This window comes from Nonomuraea sp. NPDC003727, assembly GCF_053586935.1.
Genome location: NZ_JBSFNE010000020.1, coordinates 15,576 through 41,153, shown reverse-complemented (window position 1 = coordinate 41,153; position 25,578 = coordinate 15,576). Strand labels below are relative to the sequence as shown.

The following is a 25,578-nucleotide window of genomic DNA, read 5'->3' as shown; positions in this document are numbered from 1 at the left end:
GCGGCCGGACGGCCCCGGGCGGCGGTTCACCCGGGGCCTGATCCGTGGTCATCCGTGGTCAGCCGTGGACGACGACCTTGTCGAGGTCGGGGGCATAGGCGGTGTCGTTGCCGAAGCGGAGCGTGTTGGCGCCGGCGGCGAGCCGTACGGTGACGGTCACGACGGCCGGGACGGACCAGCTGGTGCCGGTCAGCGCCACCTGCGTCGCGGGGCTGCCGTTGACGCTGACGGAGAAGGACCGGGAGCCGTCGACCAGACCGTGGATCTCCAGCCGGTAGTCGCCCTCGCTCGGCGCGGTGACGCCGGTGAGGGTGACGCCGTTGGCGGCGCCGTTGCCGATGTAGCCGACCTTCGCGCCGCCGGAGCACCCGCCGCACGCGGCCCGCAGGGCAGCGCCCTCGACGGCGCTGGCCGGCGCCTCGGCCTCGTAGTGGTTGTGGGTGGGGCCGGCGCAGGTGAGCTTGGCGTCCGCCCAGTCGGCGTGGTCGTAGTTGATGCCGTCCCCGCCGTCGGTGACCACCAGGCGCAGCAGGGCGGCTCCCGAGATGTCGGCCGTGAGCCGTTGCCCGGGCATCGCGTTGGTCATGACCTCGGTGCTCGCGACCTTCCGCCCGTCCGCCCAGATCTCGAACGCGGCCGTGCCGCGGGTCCCCGCCTCGTCGTCCAGGCCGGCCACGGCCGTCACCTGGGTGCAGGCGCCGCCGATGTAGTACTCGACCGTGCTCGGGGCGTGCACGCCGAGGCCCTTGGCGTACACCGCTCCGCCGACGGTGAGCGGCCCGCCGTCCCCCGAGCCGTCCTCGCCGACGCTGCGGTCCCGCTCCACGGGGCCCCAGCCGTTCGTCGAGCTCAGCCAAGCGACATCGCTGAGGTAGGAGCTGCCGGTAGGGGCCGTCGGCGGAACCAGCAGGCCAGCCGTGCCCGTGGTCCGGGCCGGCGGCCGGCCACCGGGGCCGGTGTGGTCCAGCGTGGCCGTCACCTCGTGGTGACCGGAGGAGGCGTCGGCCGGCGCGGTGACCTTCCAGGTGGTACGGAAGGTCCTGCCGGGAGCGAGGATGCCCTTCGTCGTGGGGGAGGTCGCCTCCACCTTCCACCCTTCGGGCGCGCTCACCCGCACCGAGAGCCGCTGGGCCGGGACGTGCCCGTGGTTGACCGCGGTCGTGGTGAGGGTGAGGGGCTTGCCGGGGTGGGCGAGCACCGGGCCGTCCGGATAGGCGGCCTCGCCCTGCGGGCTCAGCTCGACCGCGGGGGCGTACCGGGCCCACCCGGCGTCCTTGGAGACGCGCAGCATGACCGTGCCGTGCGCGGGGACCGTCGCCGCGAGCACGTCCTCGGTGTGGGTGTCCGTGCGGGTCCACAGGTCGCGCACCCGGTAGGCCGGGCTGCCGTCGGCCAGTCCGATCTCGGTCACCGAGGTGGCGACGCGCTGCGCCCGGTCGCTCTCGTTGAACAGGGCGACCGCCTTGTCCCCGTTGGCCAGCGGCTTGACGACGACCCACCGGCCGCCCTCGGACTTCAGCACGCTTCCCTGGATCCCGAGCGGGTCCTGGTCGACGGCGATGACCTCCTTGTTGAGCAGGATGTCGAACGTCTCGCCTGATGCCCTGCGCAGGTCGGAGCCGATGAGCAGCGGAGCGGCCATGATCGACCACATGCTGAAGTGGGTGCGGTACTCGGTGTCCGTCATGCCGCCGTTGCCCACTTCGAGCATGTCGGGGTCGTTCCAGGCCCCCGGCTTGGCGTACTGCGCCAGCGCCAGGTTGCGCTTCATGATGTCGAGCATCGAGGACCAGCTGTCGCTGATGTCGCCCGTGGTGCGCCACAGGTGGCCGACGTCCTGCGCCCAGAGCCACGGCTGGTTGGAGCCCCACTCGCAGATGCTGAAGACGATCGGCCGGCCGCTGGCCCTGAGCGCGTCGCGCATCGTGGTGTACCTCTCAAGCGCGCTCTGCCCGAGATGGTCGCCGCAGTTGTCGTACTTGAGGTAGTCCACACCCCAGGAGGCGAACAGGTTCGCGTCCTGCCTTTCGTGGCCGATCCCGCCGGGGAAGCCCTTGGCGTCGCACGTCCTGGTGCCGGCGCTGGTGTAGATGCCGAACTTCAGGCCCTTGGAGTGGACGTAGTCGGCCACCGCCTTGATGCCGTGGGGGAACCGCACGGGATCGGGCACCAGGTTGCCGTTCTGGTCGCGCTGCGGCAGCGCCCAGCAGTCGTCGAGGTTGACGTACTGGTATCCCGCGTCCTTCAGTCCCTTCGAGACGAACAGGTCCGCGATTCCCTTGACCATCTCCTCGTTGAACTCGGCACGGCAGTGGGTGCTGTTCCAGTTGTTGAAACCCATGGGCGGGGTGAGCGCGAGACCGTCGTCGACCGCCGCCGCGGCTGCGGGAGCGGCCGTTGCCACGGTCGCGGCCAGCCCGGCGCTCGCCAGGGCCGTACTCAGCAGGGTCGTCGCGGCGAAGCCGGAGAGAAGTTGTCGAAGCGCACGCACGAACTGCCTCCATGGGGGGTGGATGGCGGGCAGGCTCCACTGGTAAGGCCCGGCCGGGGCATGCCGGAGCCTGCCCTCGCGGGGGTGCTGGGGAGAGCCGTGAGGCGGCACGGTGAAAACGGGTGGGAAGGGCTGGGACGGTGGCCCGTCGCGGGCCGGGGATGGGCGGCCGGGACGAATACGAACAGCCTTGCCTTTGCAATTCACCATGAATCATCAGAATCATGCAATACCACACTTTATAACGACTAGATCTCAACACATCTGCACTCGGATGGACTGGGAAGCAGTCGGAAAGACCGACAGCGGCGGCGATACATGCGCGTGAAGCGGCGGGTTCGCTTCTGTTGATTCACGCTCGGCTCTGGGGGAGTGCCGCTCGTCAACGCTCGACCAGCAGCGCACCAGGGCTCTGCCGGTACGCCGTCGGGCCTACCGGCCCCACCCCGCCGGTCGTGCGCGGCCGAAGCCGGGCGGCAGGCGAGCCCGAACGATCACCGCTGTCACCCTCGCCCGCCCGGGGTGCCCCTTCGGCGGGTCCTCGACACCTTGGCACGCGCCTACGACCACGCCGACCCCGCGGCCGGCTGCCGGGATGCTCACGCAGGAGGTGGAGATGCTCGGCGGCGCCGCCGAGCCGCCCCCGACACCGGTCTCCTGCATCACGCGACAGGACGCCGGCACCTACCACCTGATCGACTTCAAGGAGGTCGGCAGGCCGGGTCGGCCGGTGAGGATCCGTGGTCGCGGGAGGGCGTCACGGGGTCGGATCGCGGGCGGGAAGGTGTGGCCATGACCACGCCGGCGACCTGCCGTACAGGATCAAGCCGTGCGGTCGTGAACGACGGCGAGCGAACCGCTCCACTCCCTGACGCGGGCAAGCAAGGTCACGGCGGTAGGAAGCGGATCGGCGCAAAGAACGCTCGCGTGGAAGGCGTGCGGCATGCCGTCGTAGATGTCGAGGCTGACCGTTCCCGCGGCGTCGGACACCGCCTCGGCGAACCGCTGCGCATCATCGAGGAGAACCTCTTTCGAGCCGGCCACGACCAGCAGCGGCGGCAGCCCGCGAAGGTCGCCGTGCAGAGGGGACTGGGGTCCCTGATCCGGCCGGGCACCGGCCAGGTACTGCGTTCGGACGTGGTCGAGCACGGTCCGGTCGACGACGTCCTGGCCGTCGTTGGCGTCGATCGACGGGCTTGACAGCGTGAGGTCGGTCTGCGGAGAGATGGTCAGCGCTCCGGCGGGCAGAGCGTCGCCGGCCTGGTTGAGTACGAGCAGCGCCGACAGCACCAGCGTGGCGCCGGCGGACTCACCGGCCAGGATGATCTTGGAGGCGGGTACGTCCTGAGCGAGCAGGCTCCGGTAGGCGGTCACCACGTCCTCAAGGGCGGCCGGATATCGGTGAGCCGGGGCAAGGCGATAGTCCACGGCCAGGACAGGACGGCCGGTCGCCTCGGAAAGGCGGTAGGCCATGATCTGTTCCAGGTGGGGATTGGCGTACTCGAACCCGCCTCCGTGGACGTAGACGGTGACCCCTCTCGCGGACACCGCATCGGCTGGCGGCTTCTGCAGAGGCATCTGCGGAGGCTTCTGCGGAGCGGTGACCCAGGTGCCGGGAACGCCGCCGGTGTGCGGCAGCAGGGCGGTGAGGTCGGCGTCAGCCGGTAGGACGGGAGGTCGAGACTGCATGGCGCCGAGCTCGGCCAAGACCATGGCGCCGGCGTCGGGTGCAGCGGGGATGTGGGTGAGGTTCACGAACAGATCCTTCGTACGGAGCAGTGGGCGGGACGGCCTCCCCTCCGTCCCGGAGTGGTGGATCGTCGGAGGGAGGCACGATGCGCCGATGGCAGCGGTCACCAGGAGGCGCCTGGTGCCGTACCTGGCAAAGACGGGAATGCGGTGCAGGCATGCGACGACCCGGCGTCAACAGGAGCGCGGATCGGCGGTCAGTTGTTCGGCACGCGAGAATGCGCCGTGCTCACCTGCGGTGGTGGTGGTCAGCACCGTCCGCGCAGGGCGCGCGGCGCGGGCGTGGTCACGGTCAGATGCGACCGGTGAACTGAGACGTCACGAGACCAACCCCTTGATACGGTGCCTCCATGCCGTCGGCGTTCTCCTCGACGACGTCACGCGACACGCAGATCATTAGAGCCCGCCGACGCAGGGCTGTCAAACGTCGCCGACACGGCTCTTCCTCGCTCGCACGGCTGACTTGACCGATGATCGCAAGAGTGATGGGATCCGTCGTCAGCGTCGCGGTGTACCGGCAAGCAGGCCGCCGAGGACACGGAGGCGCCGGAACATGGGATACCCATGGAGCCCTTCGACCTCGCCGAGCCAGCCGCGTTCGGTGGCTTCGCGTATCCGGTCATGCAGGTTCGTGATGATCTCGGCGAGCCGCATCGCTTGTGCTGGATCTGGCTGCAGCATGGGACATCTCAGCAGGCTTCTCTGAACTAAGGAACTTGATGCTCAGCGGTAGCGCCTCACCTCGTTCGCTGTCGAAGCGGGTCAGGTAGAGGTCAGCCCAGCTTTGGCGGAGTCGAGATGGCGGGTGTCACCGAGGTTGACGACCTGGCGGCTGTGGCGGAAATCGTCTTCGTGCAGTGTGGTGATGCTGCCCGATCGAACTCGGAAAAAGGCATGGCCGACCGCCATGATCGGCATCTTGATCCAGGCCGCCACGACGAAGGTCAGGGAGCCACCGTGCGTCACGATGATCTGGTGCTCGCAGGGGCGCTGCACGATCTCGTCCATGGCCGCGTAGATGCGCTGCGCCAGCGCCGCCTTGGTCTCGGCACCCTCCACGCCCTCGTCATGTTCCAGCCGCTCCCCGACAGCCGGCGGCGGCACGAATCGCTGATCCAGCCACTCCTGTGGCCTTCCCTCCGCCTCTCCATAGGATTTCTCCCGCAGTCTGCGGTCCAAGATTGGCTTCACGCCGAACAGCTCGGCAACCTTCTCGGCCGTTTGCCGGGTGCGCTGCAGATCCGAGGAGAACAGCTCCACCTCGCCGCCGTCCGGGATCTGAGCCCGCAGCGCCTGGGCAATGGAGGCCGCCGCGCTGAGGCCGGCCGGCGTCAGCTGCGAATCATGCCAACCGCCGACGACCCCCTCGATGTGATGTGTCGCCTCCGGATGGGTGACGACGTAAATGGTGCGCACGAGCGAGCTCTTCCTGTCGATGGCCAGGCCTTTGGCGATCTTAAGAGTGGTTCACGCGTTTCTCTGATTTCTCTGAACTTTGGGGCCGGTCCGTCCCAAAGCCTCTGATCTGCAGCTCTCTGAAACCGAATCGGTGATCCCAGAGGAATCACAGCGAGATGCTCCGGAGAGCGAGAGCCGCTCCGCCTGCCGCCTCAGTACTGTGATTTCGCATGACGGACACCGAGATTGAGATCACCGCCGACCTGGTCCGCGACCTGCTGCAGGAGCAACATCCGGACCTTGCAGGGCTGGCCATCCGCGAGGTGGCGGGCGGCTGGGGCAACCAGATGTGGCGCCTCGGGGACGAGTTGGCCGTGCGCATGCAGCGCATGGACCCCACCCCGGAGCTCCAGCTCAAGGAGCGGCGGTGGCTACCCGTGCTGGCCCCGCGCCTGCCGCTCCCGGTGCCGACCCCGGTGCGGTTCGGCGAACCGTCCGAGCGCTTCCCCAAGCACTGGACCGTGATGACGTGGGTTCCCGGCGAGCCGCTGGACCACGTCTCGATCAGCCGCGGCACCCACGCGGCCGACACGCTGGCGGGCTTCCTCCAGGCGCTCCATGTGGAGGCGCCCGCCGAGGCCCCGGCCGGTTCGGACTTCGGCGCTCACCTCAAGAGGTGCACGGGCGGCTTCGAGCAGTTCTTGCAGGCCATTGACCGCGACGCCGTCGGCGATGTCCGCGCCGTCCGGGCCGTCTGGGCCGATGCCGTCGCGGCCCCCGAGTGGGAGGGCCCGCCGGTGTGGGTGCACGGCGACCTCCATCCCGCGAACGTCGTCGTCTCGGACGGAACGCTCTCGGGCATCGTCGACTTCGGTGGCATGTTCGCCGGCGATCCGGCGTGGGACCTCGCCGCCGCATGGGTGCTGCTACCCGCGGGCACGGCCGCACGGTTCTTCGACATGTACGCGCACGCAGACGAGGCGGCGATCCGGCGCGCCCGCGGGCTGGCCGCTATGAAGAGCCTCTTCCTGATGCTCATGGGGCAGAACGGAGATCGGGGCCTTCCCGGCGGGAAGCCGAACTGGGGACCCGCAGGCCGGGCGGCACTTGATCGTGTTCTGAAGGGCGTTTGACGCACGGTTCTTTGACTTTCTCGATCTTGGTGAACCGTGGGCCGTAGCGGCCTGTCCGCTCCGGCGTCCAGGCTTCCATCGGGTTGTGGTGCGCGTGCGCGCGGCCGGAGCGACGCGCCAGGTCCAGCGGGAACGGCTCGAGCAGCGGCCCGGATCCGGTATCGCGGTGCAGGTCGTGGAACCTGCGCGGCACCGTCTCGCTGTGAGCGACGGACGACGGGGCAGGACCCCGCCCCGTCGCGGCCTTCCCTCCGGGTACCTACCTGACGGTCAACGGGCCGATGCGCTTTCTGAACGCAGACGTCTACACGCCGCTTTATGTCACCGGCTCGGTCACCGCGCAGCACCTGATGTGCCTCGTGGACAGCAATCTGTTCATCGGCGGCTCGCTCACCGTCGGGGGCCTGCTGATGACGGAACTCTCCGACTCGGGAATGCTCGTCGTACACGGTGCTGCATCTGCGGGCGCGTGGCTCGAAACATGGGACAGGGGCGACGTCACCTTTGTCGATGATCTGAAGGCCCGTCGGCTGCGCGTGTCCGAGGGCGATTACCTTGAAGACGCCGACGCGGATGATGCGGCTGACATCCTGTTGCCCGAGTTCCTGGACGGCGACACTGAAGATGCCGCGGAAAAGCTCTGGGAAGCCGCGCTTGAAGGACGTCCCCTGCTGCGCCCCTGATTTCCTGCCGGTTTGATCGGCAGCCGCGGATGAGTACAACTGGGTGAAGCCTGTCTGCGCGGGCTGGACGATGTCGGCGATCAGTTGGCGGGGAGTGGGCGCCCCCTGCCGCGGCTGCCCGACCGGCTCGACAGCTCAGGAATGCGCCGTCTGCAAGGTGCGGAGCAGTTCGAAGGCGGGACGGTCCACGGAACGTCGCGTGTTGCTGAGGACGGCGACGCCCACCCCCTTCTCGGGGTCGAAGCCCACGAACGAGGAGAACCCGCCGGTCATCCCGCTGTGCCAGATCTGCAGGTGGGCGCCCTGCCGAGCATGCAGCCGTTGCCCCATCCAGCCCAGGTGAACCCAGGAGAAGGGGCTGATCCGGTGCTCGGTCCGGCGGCTGAGCCGGATCGCCTCGGCCAGCGCGCCGGCGCCGTCGTCCACGTGGGCGCGGAGGAAGGCGACCAGGTCGGCCGGCGTGGATCGCAGCCCTCCGGCACCGGCCATGTCCGCCAGGTGCCAGGCCGCGGCGGGCCTGCCCCGCCGGGTGTGGCCCTGCGCCAGGCGCGCCGACCGGCCGCCGCCGGCAGTGCCGCCGACAGTGCTGCCGACGGTGCCGGCACCGCCATCACCGTCGAAGGTGCCGTCGACGGTGATGCCGGTGCCGGTCAGGTCCAGCGGGGAGCTGATCTCCCGGGAGATCAGCGTCTCGTAGTCGGTGCCCACCCGGTGGGCGAGCGCCGCTCCCAGCAGGCCGGCGCCGAGGTTGGAGTAGCGGAACCGGCGTCCGGGTGTGGCGCCCAACCGGGTCCGAGCCAGCCCCCGGAGCAGGAGATCGATCGTGCATCCGGCGTACGGATCCGGCTTCCACGGGCGGAGCAGCGCCTCCAGCATCATGCCCTTGGGCAGTCGGGGCAGCCCTGAGGTGTGGGTCGCCAGATGCCGAAGGGTGATCTCCTGGCCATCCCGTGACGGCACGCGTGTTCCCTCGGGCAGCAGCGCGGCCACGGGCTCGTCGAGGTCGACCGTGCCGGCGACACCCAGCCGCGCCAGGGCCAGAGCCGTGAACACCTTGGTCACCGAGCCGACCTCGAACACCGTCCCGGCGCCGGGCGTGCCGTCGTTGTCACCGCCGGCGCGACCGGCACCCCGGATCTCCACCGAGCCGGGGGTCAGCGCGGCGACCACCACGCCGACGTGATTCGCGGCCAGCCGGTCAGCTGACTCCCTCACGAGGCCGTCCAGATCTGTCACATCTGGCAATTATCGGGGCTGCGGCGTGCGGGCGGAGCCGCCGAACCCTGCGGCTACGAGTGGCGTGGCCGGCCGGCGGCGGCGTACAGCAGCTGCCGCAACCCCGGCAGTTCCTCCCGGTCCTCCCGCCACACCAGGCGCAGGCTCAGCCGCGGAGCCGGCAGCGCCAGCGGTACCAGCGCACCCGACTCCAGCGCCCCGGCCACCGCGAACTCCGGCAACAACGCGATGCCCAGACCCTGCTCGGCCCAGGCGCGCATCACCGCCACCCCGCCCGCGCCGACTCGTTCGGGCCCCGGCCCGAGCACGCTGTCGGCGGCCAGGCGGAAGGAGCAGCCCGGCACGTTGACCAGCAGCCGCTCGCCCGCCAGGTCACCGGGGCCGACCAGGCCGCGCCCGGCGAGGGGGTGTCCCGGTGCCGCCACCAGCACCAGCGGGACCTCGTCGACGTCGAGGAAGGTCAGCGGCTCAGGCGGCGCGAACCCCAGCCCGCCCAGCGCCTGGCCCGCGTCCAGCAGCAGCGCCGCCTCCAGCCGCCCGGCCGCGACCTCGGCCATCAGCTCGTCCCTGCTGGAGCTGGGACGCACCCGCACCTCCAAGCCGGGATGGTGTTCGGCCAGGTGGGCCAGCACGCGCGGCGCGTGGGTGGCGGCGATGGTCTCCAGCGCCCCGAGGCGCAGCCGGTACGGCTGCCCGGTCACTTCCAGCCGGGCCTGCTCGGCCAGCTCCAGCAGGCGGCGCGCCCAGCCGGTCAGCCGCTCGGCGGCCGCGGTGGGACGCATGCCGCGCGGCGTGCGCTCGAACAGCGACACCCCGAGCGAGCGCTCCAGCGCGCGGATCTGCTCGGAGACGCTGGAGGGCGCCAGGTCCAGGGCGACGGCGGCGTCGGTGACGGTGCCGTGCCGTAGCAGGGTCTCGAAGGTGCGCAGCTGGCGCAGTTCCATGCCGCTGCCAACCCGCGCCGGGCGTTCGGAAATTCCGAACGCTGCCTTCGGGTCAGCCGGTGGAGGCGGCGGTCGGTGCCGGGCGAGGGTGGGCGCCGTGATCAGATATCTCGTGGGCGTCTCGCTCGGCTACTTCATGGTGCTGCTGGACATGACGGTGCTGGCGGTCGCCGAGCCGGACCTGGCCGCCTCGCTGGAGACCTCCGTGGCCGGCCTGCAGTGGGCGACCACCGCCTACACCGTGGTGTTCGGGGCGTCGCTGCTGTCGGCCGGCGCCGTCTCCGACCGGTACGGCGCGCACCGCGTCTTCCGCGCCGGGGTGAGCGCGTTCGGCGCGCTCTCGCTCCTGTCGGCGCTGGCGCCGACGCTGCCGGCCCTGGTCGGCCTGCGCGCCGTGCTCGGGGCAGCGGCGGCGGCCTGCCTGCCGAGCTCGATGGCGATCATCGCGCGGCTCTACCCTGACCCGCCGCGCCGCGCACGCGCCGTGGCCACCTGGGCGGCCGTCAGCGGCGCGGCGGTGGCCGCCGGCCCGATCGCCGGGGGAGCGCTGGTGGACCTGGCCGGCTGGCGGGCGATCTTCCTCGTCAACGTGCCCATCACCCTCCTCGTGCTGTCCCTGGTCAAGGGCGCGGCGATCACCTGCCCCGCGGGGGAGCGGCGGATCGACTGGCGCGCGCAGCTGGCCGCCGTGGCGGTGCTGGCGCTGCTCACCGACACCGTGGTGGCCGCCGGCTCCCGCGCCTGGGCGCACGCGGCCGCCTCAGGAGCGGCCACCCTGGCGGTGGCCGGCCTCTTCGCGGCGCTCGAACGGCACAGCCCGGCGCCGGTGCTCCACCGCGGGCTGCTGGCCGGCCGCGGCGTGCGCGCCGGGCTGGCGGCCGGCGCCGCGGTCACCTTCACGCTCAACGGCATCCTGTTCGTGCTGCCGCTCCTGCTGCGGGACCAGCACCTCGGCGCGACCGACACCGGCCTGGCGTTCCTGCCGATGACCCTGCCCTTCGTGCTCAACCCGCCGCTGACCGGCCGGCTGGTGGCCCGCTTCGGCCCCCGCCCGCCCATCCTGGCCGGGCTGGCGCTGCTGGTGGCCGGCAGCCTCGCGCTGGCCGCCGGATGGCTGCCTGCCGGGCTGCTGCTGGCCGGCCTCGGCGTCTCCTTCGTGCTGCCCGCGCTGGCCGCGGCCGTCGTCGCGGCCGCTCCTGAGGGTACGGCAGGCGCGGCCGGCGGGCTGCTCAACAGCGTCAGGCAGGTCGGCGCGACGCTCGGGGTGGCGGCCATGGGCGCGCTGGTGACCACCGGCCCGGCCCTGCCGCTCCTGCTGGCCGCGGCCGTCTGCGCGGTGGCGGCCGCCGGTTTCCTGCAGCCCGCCGGCGCCCGGCTGGGGTGACATCGGGGCCCCGGCGGGCGGGCTCAGAGCGGCCACGAGGTGAGACGCCCCCATGCGACGATCGCGGCGACGACCATGACGGCGATGTTCCCGCCGACCAGGTGCGCCTCCCCGCGACCCAGATGCGTGATCGTGGCGCCGGCCATGAGGATCACCAGACCGATCGCCGCGACCGGCGTCAGCACGGGCGCGATCCGCGTCACGCCGGGAAGGACGAGGCCCGCCGCGCCGCACACCTCCAGGATCCCGATGCCCGCCACCTGGGGCCGGGAGAAGTCCTCGACCCACGGCATGATCCCGCTGATGGCCTCGAGCGGCGCGAAGATCTTGAGGCCACCGGCGAGGAGGAACAACACCGCCAGCAACCCCTGAAACACCCAGAACACGATGGTCATGCCGTTCAGTGCACACCGTCCCCGATGGGACTGTCCAAGACCGGTTTCCACCTGCCCGACAGGCGCGGCCTATCATGGCCGGAATGGGATGGGATCTGCGGCGGCTGCGGTATTTCCAGGCAGTGGCCGAAGAACTGCACTTCGGCCGGGCGGCCCGCCGGCTGCACATCGCCCAGCCGTCGCTGAGCCAGCAGATCAAGGCCCTGGAGCGGGCGGTCGGCGCCACCCTCCTGGAGCGCACGCCGCGCGGGGTGCGGTTGACCCCCGCGGGGGCGGCGGCGCTGGAGGCGGCCCGCGACCTGCTCGCCCGCTCTGACCGCACCCTGCGCGACATCAGGGACCTGGCCGCCGGCTCCGCGCCCGCGCTCAGGCTCGGGCTGTCCACGGGGATCGGTCCCGACCTGCTCGGCCGGGTACGGCTGGCCGCCGCAGCCGTGGGCGTGGACATCGCCTTCCGCGACGCCGCCTCCGCCGAACAGCCGGACCTGCTGCGCAGGGGTGAACTCGACCTCGGCCTCGTGCTCGAGCCCGCGACCGACGACACGGACCTGAGGCTGCTGCGCCTGGTCGACGAACCCCTCGGCGTGATCGCCGGCAAGCGGCACCGGCTGCCGGACCGGCTCACGGCGGACGATCTCACCGGCACGCGCCTGCTCTGGTTCGACCGGGAGGAGGCCCCCGGCTACCACGACCATGTGCTGGACGCCTGCGCCGCCGCCGGATGGCGGCCCGAGATCCAGGTGTGCGACAGCCGGCGGCTCAGCGCCGTCGTCCTGCTGCTCACCGCCGAGCCGGACCTGGTCACGCTGGTGCCCGCCGCCAAGGCCGGCCATCCCGAGCTGGTCTGGCGCCCGCTGCGGGACGCTCCCCGCCACCGCGTCGCCCTGGCCTGGCGCCGTGCCGACGGCAGGGAGGCCGTCGGCCGCCTTCGCGACGAGCTCGACCGCGGTCCGGCGCGGACCTGACTCCTCCGGTCCGGCGCGAAACCTGATTCCTCCGGTCCGGCGCGGACCTGGTGACCGCGGTCCGGGGCGACCCTGACGACCGGTGAGCGCCCGCCGCGACCTCGACCGTGCTCGTGGGCGAAGGGCGAGGGCCCGAGCCGATCGAGACGGGGATCAGCCGCTCTGCGCGGGCGTGCCGGTCCGTTGGTCACGGGCCCGCCAGGCTTCGGTGAGGCCGGCGACGGCCTGGTCGAGCAGCTCGGGCCGCAGGGCGAAGCTGAGGCGCAGGCGGTCGCGGTGGCGGCCGTCGGCGGAGAAGAGCGAGCCGGGGGCGACGGCGACGCCGTACCGGCGGGTGAGCGCCGAGAAGCGGTCGGTGTCGGTGCCGGGCAGGCGGACCCACAGGGACAGGCCGCCGCGCGGCGGCTCCCATGTCCACGCCGGCAGCGCGGCGGCGAGCGCGGTGGACAGGTGGTCGCGGCGGGCGGCCAGCTCGGCGCGCCAGGAGCCGGCGGGGTTGCCTTCCAGGAGTTCGGCCGCCATCCGCTGGGAGACGGCGCTGGTGGCGAGGTCGGCGTCCTGCTTGGCCTCGGCCAGCCGGGCCAGCAGCGGCTCGGCGGCGCGCAGCCAGCCCACCCGCAGCCCGCCCCACAGCACCTTGGACAGCGAGCCCACGGTGACCGTGCCGTGCGGGTGACCGTCCGCGAGCGGCGCCGGGCAGGCGCCTTCGAACACCAGCTCCGCGAGGGTCCGGTCCTCGACGATCAGGATGTCGTCGGCGCGGGCCAGGTCGGCCACGTGCCGCAGGTCGGGGACCGCGCCCGTCGGGTTGTTGACGCTGACGGCGTAGATCAGCGCGGGCCGGTGCAGGCCGATCGCCGCGCGGGCCGCTCGCGGGTCGGCCAGCTCGACGGGTACGGCCAGCGCTCCGGCCCGCTGGAAGGCCGCGAGCGCGCCGCCGTACGTCGGATCCTCGACCAGCACCCTGTCCCCCGGGCGCAGCAGGACCCTGGCCGCCAGGTCGATGCCCTGCTGGGCGCCACCGGTGATCAGGACGTCCCCGCCCAGGAGCGCGCGCAGGCGGGGGTCGCCCTTGGCGTCGTACCCGTGGCCGGTGGGTGTGCGCAGGAGTTCCGCGGCGTCGAGCGGGGGCACGACGAGGTGTGAGGGGTCGGGCACGACCGAGGTCGACAGGTCGGCGAGGACGGCGCCCGCGCGCAGCAGCCCCGAGAAGGACGGCGTGCCCGTGGCGACGGTCTCGCGCAGGTAGGTGCCGCTGCCGTGGCGGCGCTCGAACAGCCCCTCCTCGCACAGGGCGTTGAGCGCGGCGGCGACCGTGCCGCGGCTGAGCCCGACGATCAGGGCGAGGTCGCGTTCGGACGGCAGCCTGCCGCCGGGGGCCAGCGCGCCGATCTCGGCGAGATCGCTCAGCGCCCCGGCGAGCCTGCGACTGGGCGGCTGCCTGCCCTCGCGCAGCCGCAGCCGGTCGCGGACGAGCACGGCGAACCTGTTCAGATCCTCGGTTCCCACCGGGCTATTGTGCCCGCTCTTGTGTGGCCTGGTCGACCGCCGCTAGATTCGCCACTCATCGGAGAAGTGGCTCAGAAGTGGCCACTTGATTGAGCCACTTGAGGGGACATGATGAAGCTGCCCGAAACCGGGACGATCTGGATGGACGGCGCGCTGGTTCCGTGGCCGGAGGCCCGCGTCCACGTGCTGTCCCACGCCCTGCACTACGGCACGGCCGTGCTGGAGGGCACCAACGTCCACGACACCCCGCAGGGCCCGGCGGTCTTCCGGCTCGACGCCCATCTGGCCAGGCTCTACCGGAGCGCGAAGATCATCGGCCTTGCCGTGCCGTACACCCCGGGCGAGCTGCACGCCGCCACCCTGCGAACGGTCAGGGACAACGGCCACTCGACCTGCTACATCCGCCACCTCGTCCACCGCGGCTACGGCGAGATGGGCATCTCGGCGCGGAACTGCCCGGTCACGGTGTCGATCGCCACCTGGGAGTGGGGCACGTACCTGGGCGACGGGGTGCGGCTGATGACCAGCTCCTGGCGCCGCAACGACCCCGCCGTCGTCCCCACGGTCGCCAAGGCGACCGGCCCCTACCTGAACTCGGTGCTGGCCAAGGCCGAGGCGCTGGAGGCGGGCTTCGACGAGGCCGTGCTGCTCAACGCCGCCGGCCACGTGAGCGAGTGCACGGCCGCCAACCTGTTCCTCGTCAGCGACGGTGCGCTGGCCACCCCGCCCGCCACCGCCGGGGCCCTGGAGGGCATCACCCAGGACACCGTCGAGCGGCTCGCCGCCGACCTCGGCCTGCCCGTACGGCGGCGCGACATCCTGCGCGCCGAGCTCTACACGGCCGACGAGCTGTTCCTGTGCGGCACGGCCGTCGGGATCGTGCCGGTCGCCTCCGTCGACCACCGCGAGAGCGGTCCGGAAGGCCCGGTGACCGCCAAGCTCAGGAACGCCTACGACGCGGCCGTGCACGGTCGTGACGACCGCTACCGCGACTGGCTCACCCCTGTCGGTTAGGTCCGGCCGACCCCGCGGCGTGATCAGGTCCGCATGCGGGCCGGATGGAACGCGGCACTTTGCGGGGCTGCGGGCGGCGTCCATGAGCCTCACCGGTGCTGTGGGCAGGTGGACGGCCGGATGGACGGGGAGTCGGCGGAGGTGGAGGCGGGCGGGTGGACAGGGGGACGGTCAGCAGGCCGGCGAACCGGCAGGCCGACGAACGGGGAGGCGGGCGGACGAGGGCCGGTGGATGGGGAGGCCGGCGGACGGGAGGCCGGTGAATGGGGAGGCCGGCGGACGGTCAGGCTGGGGTTGTCAGCGGACCCAGCCGGTGTAGCGGCGTCCCGCCGACGTGCCCGAGGAGCGCCCGCCGCCGCGGCCCTCGGCGGGTTCGAGGGTGGCGGCGACCGCCCTGACCAGCCAGGCGTTCACCGACAGGCTCTCCCTGCCGGCCGCCTCCTCCACCCTGACCTTGAGGTGCTCGGGAAGCCGGAAGTTGATGCGCGCCGTACCGCCCTCGTCGCCCTCCGGCGGCAGCGGGGGAGCCGGCGGCCTGGCCGCGACGGCGGGCACGGGCTCGACGGTCTGGTCGGCGGACTCGTCGACGGGGACCCTGACGACGAAATCCGGGTCGCGACCGCGCAGGCGGACGTCGACCGACCCGGGTGCGAGGTCGCGCGTGATCTCGTCGGCCGCCTTCGACAGCGCCTCCAGCAGGGCGAGCCTGGTCGCGGACTCCAGCGGCCCGGTGAGCCGCTCGGCGAGCGCACGGGCGTCGTCGCCACCGACCTCGGCAGCGGCGGCCAGCTCCTGGCGCAGATAGTCGACGTATGGCGCGAGATCCATGACGCCACTATGGCGTCAACCTGGCATCATCGCAAGCCGCCGACCTTCGATGCGGCCACTCCCGCCAAGGCTCCGCCGTGAGCCGGAGCACCGCCCCGACCGGCGTGGCCACCAGACCCCGCCGACACCCACCCGGCCTGGGTCGAGCCGCTGACGGGTGTCAGCGAAGGAGGGCCGGCTGGAGGGAGGTCGTGCGGGTCCCGCTCGGGCGGCACGCTGCGCGCGCCCTCCGACTGCGACGCCTGCGCCGGTATCGCGGCCTCACGCGCTGGAACGCGCGCGGGTCAGCCGAGTTGCTCCTCCATCAGGGCTCGCGCCTCCGGCCAGGCCCGCCAGAGCAGGAGCTCGGAAGCTCGCGCGCAGCGCGGCGAGCAGGCGTTCGCGCGTTCTCGTCCGGGGTGTGTCCGTATGTCTCGTCCAGGGTGCGTTCGCGTGTCTTGTCCGGGGTAGCGCTCGGTCTGATCCGTCACGCGTCGTCTCCCAGGCGGTAGACGCGACGCGCGTTGTCCTTGCCGATCATGGTGGCCACCCGGACCGCCTGGGCCGGCGACCACTCCCCGTCGGCCACGAAGCCGCCGAGGACGCGGGACATGGCCCGGCGCCACAGCAGGGCGCCCAGGTGGTGCAGCTCGGTCGGGCCCCAGGCGTCGGAGGAGAAGAGAGTCTTGGCGAACGGCGCCAGCTCCAGGCTCTCCGCCACGACGGCCACGCTGCGCGCTCCGGTGTAGTTCACTCCAAGGCCCACGTCGAAGTAGACGTTGGGGTAGACCTGGGCGAGGTAGCCCGCGTTGCGGTGGAACGGATAGCAGTGCAGCAGGAGCAGCGGCACCCCGCTGGGCTCGGCCCGCTCGATGAGCCCCCGCAGCAGCAGCGGGTCGGAGCGGCGCAGGTCGATGTCAGGATCGCCGTAGCCGGTGTGGAACTGCAGCGGCAGCCCGCGCTCGATCCCGGTCCAGATCAGGTGGCGTAGCAGCACCGGATCGTCGACCCGGACCGTCGCGGTCTCCTCGACCGCCCGGAGCCACCGCCCCGCCGCGGCCGTGACCTCGGCGGGGGTGGGCGGGCTCGGGTCGAGGTCGAGCCCGTGCCGGTAGGCGGCGATCGTCTTGAGGCCGCGGGCCGTACGGCTGAGCTTCCACAGCAGTTCGGCGAAGCGCGCGGCGAACCCGGCCGCGCTGACGCCCTCGGCGACCACCTGCTCGGCCACCGCCTCCAAGCGGACGACCTCCTCGGCGGGCCGTCCGGTGACCTCGGTCATGCCCGCGACCCCGAGGATCTCGTCGCCGCGATAACCGGTCTCCACCAGGAAGTGGCCGATCCCGCTCGCGGTCAGCAACCTCCTGTTCACCTCCGCGGCGCCGAGCTCGGCACGCCGCGCCATGTACGCCTCGGGGGAGGCATGTGGGTCGAGACCCAGCACGGGCGCGCAGTGCCGCAGGATCGCGAAGCCGATCTGGGAGTCGAACTGGCTCATCCAGCCGGGTACCGGCCGGTCCGACTCGGTGATGAGCTCCTCGAACTCCGCCCTGGACAGGTCGTTGCCCGCGGCGCCGTGGACATGGTGGTCCACCAGTGCGATGGCCTCGATCGACTGATCGAGGGACTCAGAAGACATCAGCGATCCTCCGGCAGCTTTCCACGTCGTCCAGACCGTCGAGCGCGCGCGACTCCGCCCGCCTGACCGACAGGTACGTGTCGATGAGGTCGGGCGCGAACAGGCCGCGGACGACCTGGTCGGCCTCGAGTGCGTCGAGCGCCTCGTCCTGCGACCTCGGCAGCGGCGGCACGGCTGCGGCCGAGACGCACACCTCCGCGCGCTCTCCAGTCATCGACGCCTCTCGATCAGGGTTGTCCCGCCCATCATTCTGGATGGTCGCCGAGCCTGTCGGGATTCGCGCCGACGCCTGCGCGGGTCGCGGGAGGGCGGGGCGGCGGGTGGCCGGTCCTCGCGGCCCGGCGCCGGCATGGCGGCGGGCATGGCCGGCGGGCCCGGCGCCGGCATGGCCTCGGTAAGTCTCATGAAAGTCCGATGAAAGGCTCATGCAAGGCGATTCAGCTAGAAACAGCGCATACGGCCATAAACCGTATAAATCTGCACGAAACTGCTCGATACTCATCGATCGTGCCCATGTGATGGCGCTGCCATCGGCGCGGTCGCCCTCGGCATATGAGGGGCGAGTGTCAGATTCATCCCTTTCTGCGATGCGAGCGACTCCGACGCCGGCCCTGGCGCGGGAGAGAAGTGTGACTCGATGAAGGAAACTCCCGGAAGCGACATGCTTTCGCGCGCCGCGAGGTCGAAGCGTGGTCACCGGGGCGACATGCGTATCGCGATCGTCGGTTACGGCAAAGCCGGCCGGCAGCACGCCACGGCGATTCGACAAGCCGGCGCCATGGTGTTGCATTCCGTTTTCGACGCCGACGAAACCGTCGACGTCCTCCCGCACCGGCGGATCGGCTCGTGGCCGGACGTCCTGGCGGACCCGGACCTGGACGCGGTCGCGCTGTGCACCCCTCCCGGTCAGCGGTCCGACATGGCGCACGCTGTTCTCGACGCCGGGAAATCGCTTCTCCTGGAGAAGCCTCCGGCCATGTCGGTCGAGGAACTGGACCGGCTCGCCGCGAAGTCCGACGACGTGGCCGTGATGCTGCAGCATCGCCTGCGCATCCCGGAAACCGCCTGCACCGCCTGGGGCGGCGACGCGATCGGAACGCTGCTCGTGAGCCGGCCACGGGCGCCCGAACATTTCACCGGATGGCGCGCGAATCCTTTGCACTCATCCGGCGGGGTCACGTCTCACCTCGGAATTCACTACCTGGACATCGCCTGCCAGCTCTTGGGCGACATCGAACGGGTACGGGTCAGCGACTATCGCGAATGCGCGCCCGGAATCGACATCAGGAGCGCCGGGACGATCTTCTTCGCCTCGGGGGCGACGCTGGCCTTCACCGTGTCGGCCGATGGCGGCACGCGCGCGGAACACCTCGTCATCGTGGGCGGCGACGCCAGGCGATTCGAGATCACCGATGGCATGGTCCGTATCGCGGTCGGCGACCGGGTGACCGAGATCCCACCCGAGCCCACCCCGGCCCTCCGGACACGGGTCTACCAGGAGTTCGCCGCCGGCCCCGATCGCTGCCGGCTGGCCCGGGCCAGGGCCGTCGTGACCGTGCTCGACGAGGTGCGGAAGGCCGGCGGCCGATGATCGCACGGTGCGGCCTCTCGTCGGCGTCGGCGCCGGAGCTGAGCGCTTCCGATCTGGCCGCGCTCACCCGTCGTGCCGGGGGTACGGTGGTCGACCTGCGCGCCGGCAGGGGCCACCGGTGGGAGCGGGACGGCATCGCCGGGCTGGCTGGACTCCCCGTGGCGTTCGTCGGCCTGTCGGTCGTGCTCGGCCGGGACGACCGCGACGTGATGCCGGCGGAGCACTTCCCCGATCACCCCGTCAAGATCTTCGCGGCGGTGGGCGCGCTCGAGGCCCCGTGCACGTCGGAGCAGATCGACCGACTCACCCGCCATCGTCCGCCGCGAGACGTCCTCATCGAGACCCATCGAGGGCATGCGGGCCCCGATGAGCTGATGCGCCTGTGCGACCGGTACGGCTGCCGCCTGCTGATCGACAACCTTGGCCTGCACGGGATCTCGCGAGACTTCGAGGCGGATCTGACCCGGCTGGCCCTGCTGGCTCGTGCCGTTCAGGTCAAGGGCTTCGGCTGCGGCGACCGGCACCGGCACCGCCCGCTGACCGGCGACGACCTCCGCTGGCTCCGCCTGGCCGGCGACGACGTCACCGACCTGACAGTGGAGTCGCACGCGGGCGTGCCCGAACAGGACCTGAGCGTCCTCCGCCATGCGTGGAAGGGGGTCGCATGCGACTCGCCGTGATCAACGACGAAGTCCACCAGGATCTGCGCGTCGTCGCGAGGACCGCGCGCTCCTGCGGGTTCTCGGGCATCGAGATACGGTCCCTCGCGAACACGCCGCCCCATCGGCTCGGTGACGAGCAGCTGGCGCAGGCGCGCAGGACGGTGTCCGAGCACGGGTTGGAGGTGGCGGGGTTCTGCCCGCCGGCCATGAAGTGCGACCTGCCGCGCACGGACGAAGACGTCGGCCGGGTCCGGACCTTGCTGATCCGCGCCGTCGAGCAGGCTCGTCTCCTCGGCGCCCCCCACGTGCGCGCCTTCACCTTCTACCGGGACGGCGCACCGGATCCGGTCAGCGCCGCCCAGGTCGCCAGGGAGGTGCTGCACGGGGTCTCCATGTCCGGCGTCCAGCTTCTGGTGGAGACCGGCACGCGGACCAACACCCCGACGATCGCCCTGATCATGACCTTCCTGGACGTGCTGGGTCACAGCGACGTCGGGATTCTCTGGGACCCGGGCAACAGCGTCTTCAGCGGCCGGCATCGGGCTCCCTTTCCCGAGGAGTACCGGATCGGGTCAGCACTCATCCGCCACGTGCACGTCAAGGACCCGGCGGGCACGACCGGCTATGTCCGCCTCGGCGAGGGCGATCTGCCCTGGGCGGAGATCGTCGCCGCCCTGGCCGCCGACGGCTACGAGGGCTGGCTGTCGCTGGAGACTCACTGGCGGCACGGGCGCGTCCTGACGCGGGAGGAACGCGACCGGCCATGGGGCGAGGCCTTCACCGAAGGGGGCCACGCGGCGAGCGTCGAATGCATGCGGTGGCTGAAGAGGCTGGTGACCACGTGAACGGCCCGCTCCTGCTCCTCGGCGCTCAGCGGTCGGGAACGACTGCCTTCGCGCACGCGCTCAGCCGTGCCTACGCCGACAGCGGAGGCTTGTTCACCGTCAACGGCAAGCTGCCCTACCTCCTGCCCCGCTGGTGCACGCGGAGCGATCTCGCGGGCCGGCATTTCCGGGCCGACGAGATCTGGCATGCTCTCGGCCGCAAGCCGGTGGCAGGACAGGGAGTCGCGCACTGGCGCGTCCGCGTCGGCACCGCCCTGCGCGCCGCCGCCTCCAGGGTGGCGGAGGGCCGGCGTGACGACCCCTCGGCGCTGGTCCGGGAGATCCTCACCGAGTCCTACGCGGCCTGGCCCTTCTGGGGGGACAAGTACAACGAGTACCTGCTCGATCTGCCCACCGTGCTGGAGGCGGTGCCGTCGGCTCGCCTGCTGCTTCTCGTGCGGCACCCGTACGAGGTCGCCGCCTCCACGCACGAATGGGCGGGAGAGCGGCCGTGGAAACCGGCTACCGATGTCGGCGCGTGCGCCAAGTGGGCGGCCTGGCACCGCGGCTGGCTCGCACTCGCGCCGGCGCTCGACCCGGCGCGCCAGATGGTGGTCGGATATCGCGCGCTGTGCGACGGCAGGGCCACGCGGCGGCTCAGCACCTTCGTCGGTCTGGATCTCGCCCCCTATCTCGGCGGGCTGCGCGCCAGGCGCAGCACCTGCCCCGAACCCGATCTGCCGGCAGACCTGGATGCCCACGTCACCGCCGTGTGGGGGCGTCTTCGTGAAAGGGAGAACAGCTGTGAGTGACAACCCGCCCCACGCCGGGCGACATGACCATGACCATCGGTCGCCGTTCGGCTTCGGCCTGCATCACGTCCAACTGGCCATCGCTCCCGGCAGCGAGGACGAGTGCCGCTCCTTCTACGTGGGTGTCCTGGGCATGGTCGAGATCCCGAAGCCGCCGGCGCTCGCCGCCCGCGGAGGTCTGTGGGTGCGGGCCGACGCACTGGAGATCCATCTCGGCGTGGAAGAGGACTTCCGCCCGGCCCGTAAGGCCCATCCCGGCATCAGGTCGGCCGATCTCGACAACCTGGCCCGCCGTCTCGCCGATCGCGGCGTCGAGGTCACGTGGGACGGCGACCTCCCCTGCCACCGGCGCTTCTACGTCCATGACAATCTGGGCAACCGTCTGGAGTTCCTCCAGCGGCTTCCTGACCAGCCTCCGGAGCGATGACATGACCGGCCTCGTGGGCAGGCTGGTCGGCCTGCCTGACATTCCCGCGGTACGCCGCTGGTCCTGGGTGGCGATCGTGGACGCTCTGGGCAGCGGTCTGCTGATGCCGCTGGTCATCATCTACTTCACCCGGCAGATCGGCCTCGAGCCGGTGACGGTCGGCCTGGCCATGAGCATCGCGGGCATCGCCGGCATCGCGCTGGTGCCCGTCGGGGGCGCCCTCGTCGACCGTTACGGCCCCAAACCGGTGGTGATCGCGGCATTCGGCCTGGCCGCACTCGGGACCGCCGCCTACCTGCTCGCCGACGCCTTCGCTCCGCTGGTGGTCGCGGTGCTTCTCGCGCAGACGGCCGACGCCTCCGGCCGGCCGGCCAAGCACGCCTTCATCGCCGAGATCGCCGAAGGCGAGACCAGGAACCGGCTGCTGGCCTTCAACCGCTCGATCCGCAACGCCGGATACGGAATCGGCGGACTGCTTGCCGCGATCGTGCTGGCCGTCGGAACCCGCGAGGGATACCTCCTGGCCATCGGCCTCGATGTCCTGTCGTTCGTCGTCGCGGCCGTTCTCGTCGTGTCCATCAGGCCGCCCGAGCGGGCCTTCCGAGCGGTCGCCGAAGCAGAGCGGGCCCCAGCCCCCGGCGGCTATCGCGCGGTGCTGGCGGACTGGCGCTACGTGACGCTCGCCGCGCTGAACGTCCTGGTGCTCCTGGAGGCGAACGCCTTCATCGTCGGCGTTCCGCTCTGGGTGGTCCAGCACACCAACGCCCCGCAGGCGCTCGTCGGCGTGCTGTTCACCGCGAACACGATCATGATCGTGCTGTTCCAGGTACGGGCGACCAGGAATCTCAGCGGACCGGCGGACGTCCGTCCCGCGTACGCGCGGGCCGCGATCGCCTTCGCGTTCGCGGCGGCCGGCTACGTGACGGCCCAGTACACCGGGGTGACGCTCACCATCGCCGTCATGGCCGTCGCGGTCGTGATGCACTCGATCGGCGAGCTGTCGGCCTCCGCCGCCGAGTGGACGGTCTCCATCGGGCTCGCCAAGGAACGCCTGCGGGGCCGCTACCTCGCGGTTTTCGCGCTCGGCGACTCGGCGCAGAAGGCGATCGGACCCGTGGTCGTCGCCCTGCTCATCAGCGGCCTGACATCGCTCGGCTGGGTCGTGCTGCTCGCTCTGGTCAGCGGCGCCTGCCTGATCAGCGCCGAAGTGGCGGTCCGGCATCCCCGCACCCGCCGGCAACGCGCCGAGCGGTCCGCGGAGGTGACCGCATGACGTGCCTGCTTCCCGCCCAGCGGCGGTGGGTCGGCAACCGGCCGGACGCCGACTGGCACCACTTCAACCTCGGCTGGCTGTTCACCGTACCTGCCGAGCTGACCGGCGAGATCCTCGTCCGGGCCGTGGAACGCCTCCTCGAGCGCAACCCGGCATTGCGCACCGCTTACCGCGTGACTCCGCACGGATGGCGGTCACAGGTGCTGAGCCCGCAGGCCGGCACGGTCATGGGCCGGGCCGAACTGGCTGACTACCGTGGCGAGGCAGCGGCCCTGGCCGAGGAGATCGCCAGGGCGCAGACCAGGATGCGACCGGCGGACGGCCAGGTCCTTCACGTGGTGCACTTCCCCTTCGGCGACGAGCCGGGGCGGCTACTGGTGATCATCCATCATCTGACGCTCGACGGATTCTCCATGGGCATCGTCGCCGACGAGCTCGAAAGCGCGTTGCGCGGCGAACCCGAAGGACCGCGTCGTCCCGCCACCCCGGCCGACTACGTCGCCGCCGTCGAGCAGTGGGTGCGTACGGAGGAGGCGGCGGCCGACGCGCGACGCTGGCGGGCACGGCCCTTCGACGCGGTACGGATGCCTCCCACCGACCGCGACGAGCCGGCGTCGCTGTCCACGATGCGACTGGCCGGCATCCGGCTGTCCGCCGCGGAAACCGCGGTGCTCGCCAGGACGTCCAGGGCTCGGGGACTACGCGTGAGCGATGTCGTGCTGGACGCGGCCGCTCAGGCGATCATGGCGCGCTGGGGCCTTCCGGCAGTCGGGGTCGACACCTATCACGTCGGCCGGCACCTGACGCCACTGAACATCGACGTGGTCGACACCGTCGGCTATCTGCAGAACACGTTCCCGATCGTGTTCACGGCCCGGGACGGTTTCGACCCGGCGGACCTGCGGGCCGTCCCCGAGCGCCTGTTCGGCTTCGACGCCCTGCGCCACTTCACCGACGAGCTCGCCGACCTCCCCGAGACCACGCTGCGCTACAACTTCCGCGGCCAGCTGGGACGGCTCGACGAGCGCGCCGGTGCGCTGCTCCGATCCGCCGACGAGCCCCTCGGGCCACTGCGCTCGCAGGCCCAGACCGAGCGTTACACGCTCATGCTCGAAGGCGACGTCGTCGACAGGCGGCTGGAGCTGCACATCAAGTACAGCACCGGGCACTACCATCCCGGCACCGTTCGTGAGCTGCTCGAAGAGGCGGTCGTCAGGGTGCGCGCGGCGGCGGAGGAGCTCACATGCTGACCGTGCGCGATCTCGTCGTCGTCGTCGGCGCGCCCGGCGAGGAGGCGGTCCTCCTGCGCGGACTCGACCTCGACATCTCCGCCGGCCAGACGGTCCTGGTCCGCGGCGCGCGGGGCTCAGGCAAGAGCGTGCTCGGCGCGGTGCTCAAGGGCGAGCTGCGCCCACGATTCGGACAGATCAGCGGACAGGTCCTGGTCGTCGACGACGCCGACCGGCTGCCCGTCGACCACCTCGCCGCACTGGTCCGAGAGCGGAAGGCGAGCGGAAAGACCACCGTCCTGCTGGCCACCGACGCCGTCCAGGGCGAGCGGGTGATGCCCGACCGCGTGTTCACTCTCGCCAAGGGGACTCTCATCCCGGAGAGCTCCGCGCCGGATCCTGGCACTGACCTCCGCCTGCCCGCCGGGAAGGTGCGCGACCTCACCGTGGCGGCCCTGCGCGGGGTGGGCGCCACGGAGAAGACCGCCGGCATCGTCGCCGACGTCCTCGTCGAGGCCGATGTGAGGGGGCACCCCTCCCACGGAGTGGGGCTCCTGCCCACCTACCTGGAGCGGGTCAGCGCGGGTGGCATCGATCCCACGGCCAGACCCGTCCTCTCGGCACGGGGCGCGACCGCCCGCGTCGACGCCCGCGCCGGATTCGGCCAGGTCGCCGCCGCACGAGCCGCTGAATGGTGCGCGCTGACCGCGGTCAGAACCGGCGTCTCCGCGGTCGCCGTCCACCACAACAACCACGTCGGTATGATGGCCGCCTACCGGTGGCCGTTCCAGCGGCACAGGACCGTCGGGCTGCTGTACAACGTCTCCGGCCCCAGCCTGGCGGCTCCGGGAGCGGTCCGGCCGACGCTCGGCAGCAACGCCGTCTGCCTCGTCACCCCCACCGGCCGCGACGAACCCTTCGTCGTCGACTTCGCCACCGGGGTCGTGGCGATCGGGAAGATCCGCGACGCCGGCCATCGTGGCGCGCCCGTCCCTCCGGGATGGCTGCTGGACGGCGAAGGACGGACGACCACCGATCCTGCGGATCTGGAGCAGGGCGGCTCGGTGCCGCTGTTCGGCGGCTACAAGGGGCTCTGCGTGACCGTCATCGCCGAGGTACTGGCCGGCATGCTCGGCGGCCACACCATCAGTCCGCTCGTCGGCAAGCAGCGCAAGCGCCCCGGCCGGCCGATGAACTGCAGCCAGCTGTTCATCGGACTCTCGCCCGCCGCCTTCGGGCTCGACGAGATCGACACGTTGATCGAAGCCTTGCGTGCTGCCGTGACAGCGGGTTACGCCGGGGGCGCCCCCGAGCCGCATTTCCCCGACCAGCTCGAGGCCGCCCATACCTCGCACAGCCGCGCCGAAGGGCTGCGCGTGCCGCGCGCCGTGGCCGACGCCCTCGGGTGGAGGTGAC

The 25,578-nt window shown here is 71.7% G+C and carries 24 protein-coding genes; 13 read left to right on the top strand and 11 right to left on the bottom strand.

The window, feature by feature from the left end:
• Window positions 1-58: 58 nt before the first annotated feature.
• The 4 genes from ACWDLG_RS36705 to ACWDLG_RS36690 all read right to left on the bottom strand — a co-directional run bounded on the left by ACWDLG_RS36705 (window position 59) and on the right by ACWDLG_RS36690 (window position 5,656).
• Window positions 59-2,491 (bottom strand): NPCBM/NEW2 domain-containing protein, encoded by a 2,433-nt coding sequence (locus ACWDLG_RS36705; protein WP_449928962.1) that lies wholly within the window; start codon window positions 2,489-2,491, stop codon window positions 59-61.
• Window positions 2,492-3,313: 822 nt separating this feature from the next.
• Window positions 3,314-4,246, bottom strand: a complete 933-nt coding sequence (locus ACWDLG_RS36700; protein ID WP_449928960.1) for an alpha/beta hydrolase — start codon at window positions 4,244-4,246, stop codon at window positions 3,314-3,316.
• Window positions 4,247-4,738: 492 nt separating this feature from the next.
• Window positions 4,739-4,921 carry a hypothetical protein gene (locus ACWDLG_RS36695; protein WP_449928958.1) on the bottom strand — a complete coding sequence of 61 codons (183 nt, stop codon included), beginning with the start codon at window positions 4,919-4,921 and terminating at the stop codon, window positions 4,739-4,741.
• Window positions 4,922-5,002: 81 nt separating this feature from the next.
• Window positions 5,003-5,656: a histidine phosphatase family protein gene (locus ACWDLG_RS36690; protein WP_449928956.1), complete on the bottom strand. Its 654-nt coding sequence runs from the start codon at window positions 5,654-5,656 to the stop codon at window positions 5,003-5,005.
• Window positions 5,657-5,868: 212 nt separating this feature from the next.
• Here ACWDLG_RS36690 and ACWDLG_RS36685 point away from each other — a divergent pair, with 212 nt between their 5' ends.
• Window positions 5,869-6,771, top strand: coding sequence for an aminoglycoside phosphotransferase family protein (locus ACWDLG_RS36685; protein ID WP_449928954.1), 903 nt, complete (start codon window positions 5,869-5,871; stop codon window positions 6,769-6,771).
• A 281-nt stretch (window positions 6,772-7,052) separates the two neighbouring features.
• The gene (locus ACWDLG_RS36680) at window positions 7,053-7,454 is read left to right on the top strand and encodes a hypothetical protein (RefSeq protein ID WP_449928952.1); all 402 of its coding nucleotides are present in this window, start codon (window positions 7,053-7,055) and stop codon (window positions 7,452-7,454) included.
• A 135-nt stretch (window positions 7,455-7,589) separates the two neighbouring features.
• Here the strand turns inward: ACWDLG_RS36680 and ACWDLG_RS36675 are convergent, their stop codons facing one another.
• Together ACWDLG_RS36675 and ACWDLG_RS36670 are read right to left on the bottom strand one after the other, a co-directional pair.
• Entirely contained in the window at window positions 7,590-8,690 is a 1,101-nt protein-coding gene (locus ACWDLG_RS36675; RefSeq protein ID WP_449928950.1) for a serine hydrolase domain-containing protein, read from the bottom strand.
• Window positions 8,691-8,743: 53 nt separating this feature from the next.
• The gene (locus tag ACWDLG_RS36670) at window positions 8,744-9,634 is read right to left on the bottom strand and encodes a LysR family transcriptional regulator (RefSeq protein ID WP_449928948.1); all 891 of its coding nucleotides are present in this window, start codon (window positions 9,632-9,634) and stop codon (window positions 8,744-8,746) included.
• A 97-nt stretch (window positions 9,635-9,731) separates the two neighbouring features.
• Between ACWDLG_RS36670 and ACWDLG_RS36665 the strand changes: the two genes are divergently transcribed.
• Window positions 9,732-11,018, top strand: a complete 1,287-nt coding sequence (locus ACWDLG_RS36665; protein WP_449928946.1) for an MFS transporter — start codon at window positions 9,732-9,734, stop codon at window positions 11,016-11,018.
• A 23-nt stretch (window positions 11,019-11,041) separates the two neighbouring features.
• On the opposite strand, the gene ACWDLG_RS36660 is transcribed toward ACWDLG_RS36665, so the two are convergent.
• Window positions 11,042-11,413, bottom strand: coding sequence for a DoxX family protein (locus ACWDLG_RS36660; protein WP_449928944.1), 372 nt, complete (start codon window positions 11,411-11,413; stop codon window positions 11,042-11,044).
• A gap of 83 nt (window positions 11,414-11,496) precedes the next feature.
• On the opposite strand from ACWDLG_RS36660, the gene ACWDLG_RS36655 reads away from it, so the two are divergent.
• Complete coding sequence (locus ACWDLG_RS36655; RefSeq protein ID WP_449928942.1) at window positions 11,497-12,378, top strand: LysR family transcriptional regulator; 882 nt, start codon at window positions 11,497-11,499, stop codon at window positions 12,376-12,378.
• 153 nt (window positions 12,379-12,531) lie between these two features.
• Here the strand turns inward: ACWDLG_RS36655 and ACWDLG_RS36650 are convergent, their stop codons facing one another.
• Window positions 12,532-13,887 carry an aminotransferase-like domain-containing protein gene (locus tag ACWDLG_RS36650; protein WP_449928940.1) on the bottom strand — a complete coding sequence of 452 codons (1,356 nt, stop codon included), beginning with the start codon at window positions 13,885-13,887 and terminating at the stop codon, window positions 12,532-12,534.
• Window positions 13,888-13,995: 108 nt separating this feature from the next.
• Here ACWDLG_RS36650 and ACWDLG_RS36645 point away from each other — a divergent pair, with 108 nt between their 5' ends.
• Complete coding sequence (locus ACWDLG_RS36645) at window positions 13,996-14,901, top strand: branched-chain amino acid transaminase (protein WP_449928938.1); 906 nt, start codon at window positions 13,996-13,998, stop codon at window positions 14,899-14,901.
• 297 nt (window positions 14,902-15,198) lie between these two features.
• On the opposite strand, the gene ACWDLG_RS36640 is transcribed toward ACWDLG_RS36645, so the two are convergent.
• The 3 genes from ACWDLG_RS36640 to ACWDLG_RS36630 all read right to left on the bottom strand — a co-directional run bounded on the left by ACWDLG_RS36640 (window position 15,199) and on the right by ACWDLG_RS36630 (window position 17,558).
• The gene (locus ACWDLG_RS36640) at window positions 15,199-15,729 is read right to left on the bottom strand and encodes a hypothetical protein (protein ID WP_449928936.1); all 531 of its coding nucleotides are present in this window, start codon (window positions 15,727-15,729) and stop codon (window positions 15,199-15,201) included.
• Window positions 15,730-16,195: 466 nt separating this feature from the next.
• Window positions 16,196-17,344, bottom strand: a complete 1,149-nt coding sequence (locus ACWDLG_RS36635) for an amidohydrolase family protein (protein WP_449928934.1) — start codon at window positions 17,342-17,344, stop codon at window positions 16,196-16,198.
• Window positions 17,334-17,558 carry a hypothetical protein gene (locus ACWDLG_RS36630; protein ID WP_449928932.1) on the bottom strand — a complete coding sequence of 75 codons (225 nt, stop codon included), beginning with the start codon at window positions 17,556-17,558 and terminating at the stop codon, window positions 17,334-17,336. Before ACWDLG_RS36630 ends, ACWDLG_RS36635 begins: the two co-directional genes overlap by 11 nt.
• A 492-nt stretch (window positions 17,559-18,050) precedes the next feature.
• Between ACWDLG_RS36630 and ACWDLG_RS36625 the strand changes: the two genes are divergently transcribed.
• Genes ACWDLG_RS36625 through ACWDLG_RS36590 form a run of 8 tightly spaced genes read left to right on the top strand, consistent with a single transcriptional unit; the run spans window position 18,051 to window position 25,577 of the window.
• The gene (locus tag ACWDLG_RS36625) at window positions 18,051-18,935 is read left to right on the top strand and encodes a Gfo/Idh/MocA family protein (RefSeq protein WP_449928930.1); all 885 of its coding nucleotides are present in this window, start codon (window positions 18,051-18,053) and stop codon (window positions 18,933-18,935) included.
• On the top strand, window positions 18,932-19,615 hold the full coding sequence (locus tag ACWDLG_RS36620; RefSeq protein ID WP_449928928.1) for a hypothetical protein: 684 nt from the start codon (window positions 18,932-18,934) through the stop codon (window positions 19,613-19,615). The genes ACWDLG_RS36625 and ACWDLG_RS36620 overlap by 4 nt, the downstream gene beginning before the upstream one ends.
• Window positions 19,600-20,442, top strand: coding sequence for a sugar phosphate isomerase/epimerase family protein (locus ACWDLG_RS36615; protein ID WP_449928926.1), 843 nt, complete (start codon window positions 19,600-19,602; stop codon window positions 20,440-20,442). The genes ACWDLG_RS36620 and ACWDLG_RS36615 overlap by 16 nt, the downstream gene beginning before the upstream one ends.
• Entirely contained in the window at window positions 20,439-21,233 is a 795-nt protein-coding gene (locus ACWDLG_RS36610) for a sulfotransferase (RefSeq protein WP_449928924.1), read from the top strand. Before ACWDLG_RS36615 ends, ACWDLG_RS36610 begins: the two co-directional genes overlap by 4 nt.
• Complete coding sequence (locus tag ACWDLG_RS36605) at window positions 21,226-21,660, top strand: glyoxalase (protein ID WP_449928922.1); 435 nt, start codon at window positions 21,226-21,228, stop codon at window positions 21,658-21,660. The genes ACWDLG_RS36610 and ACWDLG_RS36605 overlap by 8 nt, the downstream gene beginning before the upstream one ends.
• A gap of 1 nt (window position 21,661) precedes the next feature.
• Window positions 21,662-22,933 (top strand): MFS transporter, encoded by a 1,272-nt coding sequence (locus tag ACWDLG_RS36600; protein WP_449928920.1) that lies wholly within the window; start codon window positions 21,662-21,664, stop codon window positions 22,931-22,933.
• Entirely contained in the window at window positions 22,930-24,183 is a 1,254-nt protein-coding gene (locus ACWDLG_RS36595; RefSeq protein ID WP_449928918.1) for a condensation domain-containing protein, read from the top strand. Before ACWDLG_RS36600 ends, ACWDLG_RS36595 begins: the two co-directional genes overlap by 4 nt.
• The gene (locus tag ACWDLG_RS36590; RefSeq protein ID WP_449928916.1) at window positions 24,177-25,577 is read left to right on the top strand and encodes an Ldh family oxidoreductase; all 1,401 of its coding nucleotides are present in this window, start codon (window positions 24,177-24,179) and stop codon (window positions 25,575-25,577) included. The genes ACWDLG_RS36595 and ACWDLG_RS36590 overlap by 7 nt, the downstream gene beginning before the upstream one ends.
• Window position 25,578: the final 1 nt, after the last annotated feature.

Coding starts and splice junctions, on each gene's coding strand:
- ACWDLG_RS36695 (WP_449928958.1), bottom strand. CDS start 4,921: ATGCTGCAGCCAGATCCAGCACAAGCGATGCGGCTCGCCGAGATCATC.
- ACWDLG_RS36685 (WP_449928954.1), top strand. CDS start 5,869: ATGACGGACACCGAGATTGAGATCACCGCCGACCTGGTCCGCGACCTG.
- ACWDLG_RS36640 (WP_449928936.1), bottom strand. CDS start 15,729: ATGGATCTCGCGCCATACGTCGACTATCTGCGCCAGGAGCTGGCCGCC.
- ACWDLG_RS36630 (WP_449928932.1), bottom strand. CDS start 17,558: ATGACTGGAGAGCGCGCGGAGGTGTGCGTCTCGGCCGCAGCCGTGCCG.
- ACWDLG_RS36615 (WP_449928926.1), top strand. CDS start 19,600: ATGCGACTCGCCGTGATCAACGACGAAGTCCACCAGGATCTGCGCGTC.
- ACWDLG_RS36600 (WP_449928920.1), top strand. CDS start 21,662: ATGACCGGCCTCGTGGGCAGGCTGGTCGGCCTGCCTGACATTCCCGCG.
- ACWDLG_RS36680 (WP_449928952.1), top strand. CDS start 7,053: ATGCGCTTTCTGAACGCAGACGTCTACACGCCGCTTTATGTCACCGGC.
- ACWDLG_RS36670 (WP_449928948.1), bottom strand. CDS start 9,634: ATGGAACTGCGCCAGCTGCGCACCTTCGAGACCCTGCTACGGCACGGC.
- ACWDLG_RS36655 (WP_449928942.1), top strand. CDS start 11,497: ATGGGATGGGATCTGCGGCGGCTGCGGTATTTCCAGGCAGTGGCCGAA.
- ACWDLG_RS36625 (WP_449928930.1), top strand. CDS start 18,051: ATGCGTATCGCGATCGTCGGTTACGGCAAAGCCGGCCGGCAGCACGCC.
- ACWDLG_RS36660 (WP_449928944.1), bottom strand. CDS start 11,413: ATGACCATCGTGTTCTGGGTGTTTCAGGGGTTGCTGGCGGTGTTGTTC.
- ACWDLG_RS36620 (WP_449928928.1), top strand. CDS start 18,932: ATGATCGCACGGTGCGGCCTCTCGTCGGCGTCGGCGCCGGAGCTGAGC.
- ACWDLG_RS36635 (WP_449928934.1), bottom strand. CDS start 17,344: ATGTCTTCTGAGTCCCTCGATCAGTCGATCGAGGCCATCGCACTGGTG.
- ACWDLG_RS36595 (WP_449928918.1), top strand. CDS start 22,930: ATGACGTGCCTGCTTCCCGCCCAGCGGCGGTGGGTCGGCAACCGGCCG.
- ACWDLG_RS36645 (WP_449928938.1), top strand. CDS start 13,996: ATGATGAAGCTGCCCGAAACCGGGACGATCTGGATGGACGGCGCGCTG.
- ACWDLG_RS36590 (WP_449928916.1), top strand. CDS start 24,177: ATGCTGACCGTGCGCGATCTCGTCGTCGTCGTCGGCGCGCCCGGCGAG.